The following is a 9,000-nucleotide window of genomic DNA, read 5'->3' on the forward strand; positions in this document are numbered from 1 at the left end:
GAGTGCATTCTGGGAAAGACTGCGTTTCTCACGCCACGGTTTAAGCACCATGCGAAAGCATTTGCCCTCCTCCAGATAAGGCTGGATCTGCCGACCGATAGCGGTGAAGTTGCCGCGATGTAATTTGATGCCGTCTTGTGAGAGGTTCACGCTTCACCTCCGCAGAGGTCAAACGCTAGATGCAAAGAATTGCAGGTGCATTTCTGCATCTGTGAAGGGAGAAGAGAGTTTGGATTGTATGTGCGCATAAACGTCCCCGTTTAGCGCAGAAGTCACCGGAGTTGTTCAGGCTCCGGTGACATAATTATGCCGTGTTGATTTCCCAAAATCAAAATCGATAGAATTGCTCCTTCTTAAAACACTTTTACTCTCTGGAAGCTTTTCTTATCTCTCTTGGTGTTATATTAAAACGATTATGAAATCTTTCTGTAAAACGAGAAGGACACTTATAACCATTTTCTCTGGCAATCTCGCTTATAGGTTTTACCGTCGTTTGTATAGCAGACAACGCATTATTTAACCTCACATCGTCCAGTATACTTTGGAAACTTACCCCCTCGCTTGCTAGACGGCGATGTAATGTAGAAACAGAAATGTAGAGATATCGAGCAACCTTGTTTGCTGTCCATTTTGTGCCGGGTTCGGATAGCAGCAGGTTATAACAACGACTTATCAATGATTGTTTACTATATGATAAAAGTAAATGATTAACATGATTCACTCCTAACGAAAGTAGAACGCCCATTGCTAAGTGCTCCTGAATTTTAGTTGAGAAGCCTCGGGAAACAGATGTTTTTAGTTGCTCCCAACAATATATTAACTCAGGATTCTGAGGTAAAAAGAAACTTGTTTTGTTACGTATTTGATCAGTTACCGTATAAAGTTTTTGGAAACTCTCAATTAAATCAATGGGTAAGTAAAGCATTTCTGCAAGATAAAGCCCTGCTTCAGGATAATTCTCAATATAAAATTCATAACCACAAGGAAATAATATTATTTGATTATTATCAACAGTTAAAGTATGCGTCTCCCAATTGATAACTTTCTTTCCCTGACGGATACGACACAAAGCTGGCATAAGAGGCTTAACCCTATGAATCTCATGATGTTTATGCATCCGTATTTCTTCGATCTTTAAGTTAGTCTTACCTCTTGCCAGCATACTCTCACCCTACTTTATCTCATAAACTGGTGTTATCTCAGCGGTTGCGATTTTATTAGCATTAAGCATATAACCAACTAACGCTCCGCTGGAGTTAGAATCTACAGGAATCTTTTCAGTTTTTAGAGCCCATACTTTAAACTGGTAATGATGTGGTTTATCTCCTTTAGGAGGACATGCGCCACCAAACCCAGCATAGCCAAAATCATTTCGGCCTTGAACAGCACCAGTCGGCAGTTTTGTTCCATCACGTCTCCCTGCATCAACGGGCAAATATGTTATTGTTGCTGGAATATTAACAACAGTCCAATGCCACCAACCACTGCCTGTAGGTGCATCTGGATCATATACAGTTACGGCAAAGCTTTTGGTACCTTCAGGAACACCAGACCAGGTTAATGAGGGCGATGTATTACCACCTTCACACCCAAATCCAGAAAAGACATGAGACGTTGTAAGTTGCTCTCCTGTTTTTATTTCATTACTAGTGACCTGAAATGCTGCAGCCTGCGCAGAAAATGTTATGAATGCCAATACAGTTGAAACGATAAGTGTTTTCATAAAAACCTCTTTGTTATGACCTATCGTTATTTTATTTGATATTCCTTTATCTCATTATGCATAAAGGCGCAATGTTTATGCAAAAGCAATCACAATTGTACCCCCAACCCAATTATTTGCCACAATATACACAAAGCACATTGATACTATCTAAAAACTCTGCTTTATTATTAGTAATACCTACGAAAGTCGGTGTTATTTTTTAACCTACCATTCAAAATACGTGACATACACCATTTTGCTCATAATAATTTGTCACGTATTTTCAGTATTTGAATCTGCGACCAAGAGTTCTCACCTAACAAATGATTAAGATTGTATAGCTCATTTACTACCCCAATACAGCCGTACAAAACTCGCTTGTGGGAGCAAACAAAGTAATTACCCATTAAGTTTCGTCAAAGATAATTAATTCTGTCTTGCACTTTATCACCATAGCATAACTTAAAATCCGAGATCATTATTTAGAAATAAATCTCACCATCAACCATATATTTGAGAGCACTTATCGCCTGCTGGGCGGATATTACTTTCATTAAAGGATAGTGTTTAAAAACAATGCCATTCATAAAATAGATATCACAGGTTTTATTATCCGTATTAATTATGATTTTTTCGAATGTTTTATAGGCAAGTGTACGGCATAACTCTCGTCCATTTTTACTGGTTAAGTCAATAGCATAAAAATCACTGAATGAATTTACACCTTTACTCTTCAAAGTTTTCAATGATACCGAAGCCCTTCGTAATTCCTTATCTAATAGTCTTATTTTCTCTGCTATAGCGGTAACTTCAGGCGCGACAGACAATGCAACGATTAAATTATTAATTTTCATCTGAAGCTCAATAATTTTTAACTCTAAAGTTTCATTAGCATCTTTCTTGTTTTCAACTGGTTGAATTTTGCTACAATTAAAAAGCAATTCATTAATGATATTATAATCAACCAAATCTCTTTTTATTGATGGCCTGTCACATCGATGTAATCTTCTCATCGGACAAACATAATAGCCATGCAAACTTCCAGATACCGCATGAACAATCATGGTATTACCACAAGCCTCACACTTCATAACTGTTCGAAGTAGATTTATTAGCATAGGATTCTTGCTACTATTGCTAATACCAAAAGGTGCCAACCGAATTTCCTGTACAGCGTAAAACAAATCATCTGATATAACTCTGGGATAATAGCCAGCGATTTCACTTATCCCTTTCCCTCTTGCACGATATGAAGGTACGCATATACCTATCAGAGCTTTATTCGCTAATAATTTTTCAATTACAGAAGGTCCCCATGCACTTTCTTTTCCTGAGAAATTCTTTACAGCATGATCATTTAAATACTTGGCTATTGCATTCAATGAGCGCCTTTCCATCCTGAGTTTAAAAATTAGCTCAATAGTTTTCACCCTGTCGGGGTCTGGAACAAAAGCCGTTCTTTTGTCATCTAAGGAGAGCCATCTCGGACAAGACGCCGTCATAATCGTACCTGATTCCATTGCATCCTGCCGTTTTTTCTTCCATGATAATTTAACCCGACTTGACTTTATCTCGCTTTCTTCATTTGCCCTTTGTGCTATAAGTATGGCTTTTATTAATGAATATGGCTCATTCAAAGAGTCAATATTATAGACTGTATTGTCGCAAAGAGTTATAACATCAATACCGTGATTCAAAATCAATTTCAGACGTTCAATCGCTTCACCGACTTTTTCTCTTGAAAGTCTGTCCAGACTTTCAACTAACAATGTAGTTCCTGGCAATATATAACCATGCTCTATAGCATCTAAAAATTCCGAAAAAGCTCCTGATTGTGCATGCTTTCCTTTGAATGCACTTAATCCTAAATCTTCATATGTTATGGTATCAAGATAATAATCACTATTTACCTTTAACCATTCAGCAATAAGTCTTCTCTGTCGGTTTAATGAGTCACCAGACATCTGACCTGGTGATGAAAATCGCATATATGCTATGGCTTTTTTCATGGTGACACCTGCTAACGTATGCTTTTATAAACCTTAGTGGTGGGATATAATTTTTGTTTAATTTTTATTTAAAAAGACAATTAAGGTCACATTATCTTGAATATACAACAATAATCGTATTGCAATTTTCTTACGCCATAATCTTGAAAGCACAAAAGAATACATAAAAAATAAAGACATTAACAAAAAGCATAAAACGAGGCTCATATAAATATAAGAGCCTCCATATTTTAGTCGTTTAGAAACAAATTATTTTAATGTGGTGTGCTTCGTGACAATAAATTAATAACCAACACACCGGCACAAATCAACATCATGCCTATAATGGCTGGCAGGTCCAGCCGTTGGCCGAAAAATCCCCATGACAGTAAACTAATCAGGACAATACCGACTCCTGACCAGATAGCATAAGCAATCCCTGTAGGAATATAAGCCAGCGTCTGAGCTAATAACCAGAATGATGCACAATAACAAATAATTGTACCAACAGATGGCCATAACCGTGTAAAACCTTCTGAAAACTTCATTAAGGTTGTACCAATGACCTCTGCAAGTATTGCACCACCAAGATAAATATAAGGGTTCATAGCATATTCTTTCCTGTTCAAACTGGAGAGAATTGTACTACAGTTTGAACTCAACTCACCTGTTTCATCATTGTGTTCCCATTGATGTTCTTTTATATACCCTCAATACCCGTTTCATCGCGACACTCTGGCGACACTCCTTAAAAATCAGATTCGTGCTCACCTTTCCTTCCCGTTCTTCTCTGGTAGCGAACCGGTAATACACCGTTCGCCAGACCTTACCATCAACGACCAGGATTCCTGCCCGCGCCATTTTAGCCGCAGCCTGATTTATGCTGGTTACGGTTGCGCCTGTTACCGCGGCAACGTCCTGTGCACAGAAGCTCTTATGCGTCCCCAGGTAATGAATAATTGCCTCTTTGCCCGTCATACACTTGCTCCTTTCAGTCCGAATTTAGCTTTAATTTCTGCGATCTTCGCCAGAGCCTGTGCACGATTTAGAGGTCTACCGCCCATAACAGGAAGTTGTTTTACTGGTTCAGGTATCGTCTCACCACGGTTAATTCGCGCTGTCATACAGGTCAGTTCATCGGCAGCCTTGCGCCGTAATTCCGCGTCAGTCAGCGCATTGGCCCGCATGTTCTGGTACAAGTTGGTAACCAACCAGTAATGCGCGTTCGATTTCCACGGATAAGACTCTGCATCCGGATACAGGCCACGCTTCCGGCAATACTCGTAAACCATATCAACCAGCTCGCTGACGTTTGGCAGCCCGGCGTTAACAGATGCTTCTTCCCGGCACCAGGCGACAAACTGCCCGGGTGATGGCAGGAATGGTCGATTCTGCCGACGGGCTACGCGCATTCCAGCGTTAACCTGTTCCATTGTGGTGATCCCGTTTTCCCGGAAAGCCAGAACCCACTGGCGGCGGATTTCGTTCAGTTCATTCTGGTCACGGTTAGCCAGGCTCGCCGGGAAAGTTGCCAGTAACTGGCTTAACACACCGTTGATGATCTGCGCTACCTGCTGTACCTGTGGCTTTTCGTCGTACTGTTCCGGCATGTTGTTGGCGATCCGGCGCATCTGCTCACAGTCAAAGTTAACCATCTGTGCGGCGATGTTTTTCATAGCTCCACCCCGTAAATCCAGTCAGTGTTCGTCAGGTCGAGTTTTGGTTTGCCGGCTGTCACGCCAGCCTGTTGCTTGTTTCGGTTGATTTCGAGCTGGGTCCACTTGTCGCGGAGTTTGGCCGGACTTAGCACGTTACCGGACCAGAAGTTGTCCTGGCATGCCCAGCGGAACAGCACGCACATGTCGCGGTGGTTACGTCCGTCACGTTCACGCATCAGGCGGATATCGTTAGCCCACCCTGCAAAATTCGGTTTTCTGGCTGATGGCGCGATGGTCTTCACCATGTCAAACATCCACTCTGCGGCGGTCAGGTCTTCTGCTGTCCCCCACTTGCTGCCGCTCTGAATTGCAGCATCCGGTTTCACCACAGGAAGATCGTTTTCTGGTTGGTCAGAGGATTCGCCAGAATTCTCGGACGAAAAAGGTTTTATATTGTCTTTTGTTAGTTTGTCTTTTGTGTTTACCTGATTCGGGTAAACGCCTTTACCTGATTTGGGTAAACTTTTTTTACCTGATTCAGGTAAATTTACCTCTTTCAGGTAAACTTTATTTTTCTTACCTGATTCGGGTAATGTTGACCATTCACTGACCACATTATTAATGCCGGTATTCCGCCCGCTCTGAATAAAAATCCCACGCTTTACCAGAACACTTTTTGCAGCAGAACACTTGTGCGGCAATATCCCGGTTAATTCGGAAAGTTGCTCGTTGCTAACCCAATCCAGTTTTTTATTAAAGCCATATGTTTTGCGCATGACAGCCAGAAAGACCAGAAGCTGGTGCTGTGTTAATCCGGCCAGCATCACAGCTTCCAGCAACTCATTTGCAATGCGCGTATAACCATCATCGAGATCTGCCACGCGCGGCTCCTTTTGTGCCGCATCCGGCACTGGAAAATTGAATATCTCAGCAGTGTTTGCCATAATTCCTCCCGCAATGAGTGTGTTACGATTTGCACCTGAAAGTCGGTTCTGTTCCAGCAGACCGGCTTTCGCCATTTCTGAACCTGTCATATCGCCCCCAGCATGGTAGTAACCATCGCCATCAATGGACCAGCCAGATCTGGGTCCACACGAAACATCGACACAATACCTTCACTAATTTCCTTCAGTTTCTGGTGGCGTGGTGCGTTGAGAATGACAGCCTGTTTTGCCTCACTGAGTTCCTTTTCCATTTCAGCCAACCTAGCCATGAAGCTATCCTGCTCAACCAGGTAACCGCGATATTCCAGCGGTAGTACCGCCAGAATTGCCGGGGTCAGTTCACGCACGTTATTTCGGTATTTTTCAGAATCGAATTTGTTATCGAGGAAGCGGAACAGCTTCTGGCGTGCACGGCTGACATCATCAGGGAAATCGATGGTGCCGCCGCCCTGCTCCCGATACTCATTCACAATGAGTGTGGCAACGACATCCTGATTATCTACAGCCGACCAGGCGCGGACGGCATCACGGATTTTTTCGTGGCCTGGCACCTGTTTTGTTTGAGAACGATTTATCACCGCAGTCGGGCTAAATCCGCTAGTCTGTTGGTATGTAAGTGGTTGCATAATTGCTCCTTTAGTTTGAATTGACTGTTAAGTTGATTGCTTATTGTTAAAGAGCGTGAAATGGAAATTTAAGCTGCGTTCTTTTCGGTGTGTGGAAACAACTTCGGAAGATCCGGGCGAATCTGGTATGCCTTCACTACTCCACCAGTAGCCGTAACAATGCTGCCGACATGTTCAGGGGATACCTTTGCTTTGTTGTGAAGCCACTTATAGACGGCCTGCTGTGAAACTTCGCAAGCAGCGCCCAGTTTCTTTTGTGAACCAACGATATTGATCGCTGTTTTGATAGCTGGGTTCATAACAACCTCCGTGGTTAATTTGAATCAAGATTAAAACTATGGTTGTTTTTAGTCAACAACCATTTTCGTTTGATGGAATAAAACCTTGGTTGTACATTTGGACTATGAAAACAACACTCTCAGAAAGACTTAAAGAAGCCAGATTAGCGCGAGGCCTTACACAAAAGGCGCTTGGGGATTTGGTCGGGGTTAGCCAGGCTGCTATTCAGAAAATCGAAACAGGGAAAGCTAATCAAACAACTAAAATCGTGGAGATCGCGAACGCTTTGGGTGTGCGCGCAGAATGGTTATCTTCTGGCGTTGGAAATATGTCAGACAGTACAGTGCAACCAATACAATCAACTGTCAGCCATTCCAAATACTTCAAGATTGACGTTCTTGATATAGAAGTCAGTGCTGGGCCGGGAGTCATCAACCGTGAGTTTGTAGAAGTTCTACGCTCGGTTGAGTACTCGTTTGACGATGCTCGTCACATGTTCGATGGTAGGAAGGCGGAAAATATCCGCATCATTAACGTGCGTGGTGACAGCATGTCAGGAACGATCGAACCAGGTGATCTGCTGTTCGTTGATATCACAGTTAAATCTTTCGACGGTGATGGTATCTATGCGTTTCTGTACGACGACACAGCCCATGTAAAGCGCCTGCAAATGATGAAGGATAAGCTGCTGGTCATCTCTGATAACAAAAGCTACTCACCGTGGGACCCGATCGAGAAAGACGAGATGAACCGGGTGTTCATCTTCGGTAAGGTTATTGGGAGCATGCCGCAGACATATAGGAAGCATGGGTAGTACCAATTAAAAATTATCAACTGGGCATTGTGCTCATTCAGTAAAGAACTAATTCCTATCTTTGCTCTAGGTAGTAATATTAAGCCACCGCAATAATATCTTTACCTAACGGCGTAAGAATCCCGGTCACCGTGCCGGGTTTTCTTTTGCCCTCCCCTCATCACACACACCGTTAAAAAAACCACCATAACCTCGCTTCAGTTATCGCTATGCGATTCAAGTCACAAAATAAATCCATCCTAAATACAACCAGTTATATCTAAAGCAACCAATAAAACAACTTTTGTTGTTGACGATAAAACAACTATAGTTTTAAATAAGTTCATCGCAACAACACAACGATACGGCAACTACCTGATTCACCGTTGCGATGACCGCTTAGATCCGCAGTTTGAATTTCAGCAGGCTTCGGGGAGTGCGAGGGGTGAAACGGACGCGTGAACGTCGGTGTGACCAGCTGAAATTAACTCAACATTTCATACCTTAGTCGCTTCAACGAGGCGGCTTAGTTATGACAACCGGCGGCCATCCACCGCCTGAATACGCGCAGAAGTCTCTATATGTTCAGCAGCCCAGCTTACGGGCAGGAGTTTTTATGGTTCATCAACATTATGGAACGCAGACCGTTAATCGAGGTGCGGTCATGCCAGGAATGCTGGTCAAACACAAAGATGGTACCTGGACTGCATCAGCTAATTTACGCGGACGGCTTTATCTGCATCGCGGCATCGAGCGCACTTATACCCGTGATTTGCTCGTGGAAGTTTTTCTCGACGGACGCGGTAACGGCCTGAATCACTAATCCCCTTTCCTGTTTTCCTAATCAGCCTGGCATTTCGCGGGCGATATTTTCACAGCCATTTTCAGGAGGTCAGCCATGAACGCTTATTACATTCAGGATCGTCTTGAGGCTCAGAGCTGGGCGCGTCACTACCAGCAGATCGCCCGTGAAGAGAAAGAGGCAGAACTGGCAGACGACATGGAAA

14 protein-coding genes and 1 pseudogene are annotated in these 9,000 nt (G+C 42.9%); 3 read left to right on the top strand and 12 right to left on the bottom strand.

What is annotated here, in order from left to right:
* The 12 genes and pseudogenes from ybcN to ACJHXB_RS24500 form a co-directional block, all read right to left on the bottom strand.
* A pseudogene (gene ybcN / locus ACJHXB_RS24445) lies at positions 1-150 on the bottom strand (DNA base-flipping protein YbcN); the annotation flags it as partial.
* Positions 147-248, bottom strand: a complete 102-nt coding sequence (locus ACJHXB_RS24450) for a hypothetical protein (protein WP_001303586.1) — start codon at positions 246-248, stop codon at positions 147-149. The gene ACJHXB_RS24450 and the pseudogene ybcN, both read right to left, overlap by 4 nt.
* A 116-nt stretch (positions 249-364) precedes the next feature.
* A complete protein-coding gene (locus ACJHXB_RS24455; protein ID WP_000881075.1) occupies positions 365-1,162 on the bottom strand; it encodes a helix-turn-helix transcriptional regulator in 798 nt (265 codons plus the stop codon).
* 9 nt (positions 1,163-1,171) lie between these two features.
* Entirely contained in the window at positions 1,172-1,723 is a 552-nt protein-coding gene (ybcL, locus tag ACJHXB_RS24460; protein WP_001445652.1) for a Raf kinase inhibitor-like protein YbcL, read from the bottom strand.
* Positions 1,724-2,187: 464 nt separating this feature from the next.
* On the bottom strand, positions 2,188-3,714 hold the full coding sequence (locus tag ACJHXB_RS24465) for a recombinase family protein (RefSeq protein ID WP_021537018.1): 1,527 nt from the start codon (positions 3,712-3,714) through the stop codon (positions 2,188-2,190).
* Between the two features lie 57 nt (positions 3,715-3,771).
* A complete protein-coding gene (ylcJ, locus tag ACJHXB_RS24470) occupies positions 3,772-3,921 on the bottom strand; it encodes a protein YlcJ (protein WP_001299444.1) in 150 nt (49 codons plus the stop codon).
* Between the two features lie 47 nt (positions 3,922-3,968).
* Positions 3,969-4,301, bottom strand: coding sequence for a multidrug efflux SMR transporter EmrE (gene emrE, locus ACJHXB_RS24475; RefSeq protein WP_001070442.1), 333 nt, complete (start codon positions 4,299-4,301; stop codon positions 3,969-3,971).
* A gap of 67 nt (positions 4,302-4,368) precedes the next feature.
* Positions 4,369-4,671: a hypothetical protein gene (locus tag ACJHXB_RS24480; protein ID WP_025210269.1), complete on the bottom strand. Its 303-nt coding sequence runs from the start codon at positions 4,669-4,671 to the stop codon at positions 4,369-4,371.
* A complete protein-coding gene (locus ACJHXB_RS24485; RefSeq protein ID WP_000788815.1) occupies positions 4,668-5,369 on the bottom strand; it encodes a replication protein P in 702 nt (233 codons plus the stop codon). The genes ACJHXB_RS24480 and ACJHXB_RS24485 overlap by 4 nt, the downstream gene beginning before the upstream one ends.
* The gene (locus ACJHXB_RS24490) at positions 5,366-6,385 is read right to left on the bottom strand and encodes a replication protein (protein WP_000147893.1); all 1,020 of its coding nucleotides are present in this window, start codon (positions 6,383-6,385) and stop codon (positions 5,366-5,368) included. Before ACJHXB_RS24490 ends, ACJHXB_RS24485 begins: the two co-directional genes overlap by 4 nt.
* Complete coding sequence (locus tag ACJHXB_RS24495; protein WP_001182903.1) at positions 6,382-6,921, bottom strand: toxin YdaT domain-containing protein; 540 nt, start codon at positions 6,919-6,921, stop codon at positions 6,382-6,384. Before ACJHXB_RS24495 ends, ACJHXB_RS24490 begins: the two co-directional genes overlap by 4 nt.
* 68 nt (positions 6,922-6,989) lie before the next feature.
* Positions 6,990-7,220, bottom strand: a complete 231-nt coding sequence (locus ACJHXB_RS24500) for a transcriptional regulator (protein ID WP_001067458.1) — start codon at positions 7,218-7,220, stop codon at positions 6,990-6,992.
* 104 nt (positions 7,221-7,324) lie between these two features.
* Here ACJHXB_RS24500 and ACJHXB_RS24505 point away from each other — a divergent pair, with 104 nt between their 5' ends.
* The 3 genes from ACJHXB_RS24505 to ACJHXB_RS24515 form a co-directional block, all read left to right on the top strand.
* The gene (locus ACJHXB_RS24505) at positions 7,325-8,014 is read left to right on the top strand and encodes a helix-turn-helix transcriptional regulator (RefSeq protein ID WP_000858975.1); all 690 of its coding nucleotides are present in this window, start codon (positions 7,325-7,327) and stop codon (positions 8,012-8,014) included.
* Positions 8,015-8,609: 595 nt separating this feature from the next.
* The gene (locus tag ACJHXB_RS24510) at positions 8,610-8,816 is read left to right on the top strand and encodes a phage encoded cell division inhibitor protein (RefSeq protein WP_000233576.1); all 207 of its coding nucleotides are present in this window, start codon (positions 8,610-8,612) and stop codon (positions 8,814-8,816) included.
* Positions 8,817-8,891: 75 nt separating this feature from the next.
* Positions 8,892-9,000 (top strand): host-nuclease inhibitor Gam family protein (locus tag ACJHXB_RS24515; RefSeq protein ID WP_214679793.1); only part of this gene is annotated, 109 nt, incomplete at its 3' end.

It is taken from the genome of Escherichia sp. WS3227_2, assembly GCF_046486495.1.
Lineage (GTDB): Bacteria > Pseudomonadota > Gammaproteobacteria > Enterobacterales > Enterobacteriaceae > Escherichia > Escherichia coli.

Bases quoted from the DNA above. Each gene is read 5' to 3' on its own strand.
- ACJHXB_RS24450 (WP_001303586.1), bottom strand. From the start codon at position 248: ATGCGCACATACAATCCAAACTCTCTTCTCCCTTCACAGATGCAGAAA.
- ACJHXB_RS24455 (WP_000881075.1), bottom strand. From the start codon at position 1,162: ATGCTGGCAAGAGGTAAGACTAACTTAAAGATCGAAGAAATACGGATG.
- ybcL (WP_001445652.1), bottom strand. From the start codon at position 1,723: ATGAAAACACTTATCGTTTCAACTGTATTGGCATTCATAACATTTTCT.
- ACJHXB_RS24465 (WP_021537018.1), bottom strand. From the start codon at position 3,714: ATGAAAAAAGCCATAGCATATATGCGATTTTCATCACCAGGTCAGATG.
- ylcJ (WP_001299444.1), bottom strand. From the start codon at position 3,921: ATGAGCCTCGTTTTATGCTTTTTGTTAATGTCTTTATTTTTTATGTAT.
- emrE (WP_001070442.1), bottom strand. From the start codon at position 4,301: ATGAACCCTTATATTTATCTTGGTGGTGCAATACTTGCAGAGGTCATT.
- ACJHXB_RS24480 (WP_025210269.1), bottom strand. From the start codon at position 4,671: ATGACGGGCAAAGAGGCAATTATTCATTACCTGGGGACGCATAAGAGC.
- ACJHXB_RS24485 (WP_000788815.1), bottom strand. From the start codon at position 5,369: ATGAAAAACATCGCCGCACAGATGGTTAACTTTGACTGTGAGCAGATG.
- ACJHXB_RS24490 (WP_000147893.1), bottom strand. From the start codon at position 6,385: ATGACAGGTTCAGAAATGGCGAAAGCCGGTCTGCTGGAACAGAACCGA.
- ACJHXB_RS24495 (WP_001182903.1), bottom strand. From the start codon at position 6,921: ATGCAACCACTTACATACCAACAGACTAGCGGATTTAGCCCGACTGCG.
- ACJHXB_RS24500 (WP_001067458.1), bottom strand. From the start codon at position 7,220: ATGAACCCAGCTATCAAAACAGCGATCAATATCGTTGGTTCACAAAAG.
- ACJHXB_RS24505 (WP_000858975.1), top strand. From the start codon at position 7,325: ATGAAAACAACACTCTCAGAAAGACTTAAAGAAGCCAGATTAGCGCGA.
- ACJHXB_RS24510 (WP_000233576.1), top strand. From the start codon at position 8,610: ATGGTTCATCAACATTATGGAACGCAGACCGTTAATCGAGGTGCGGTC.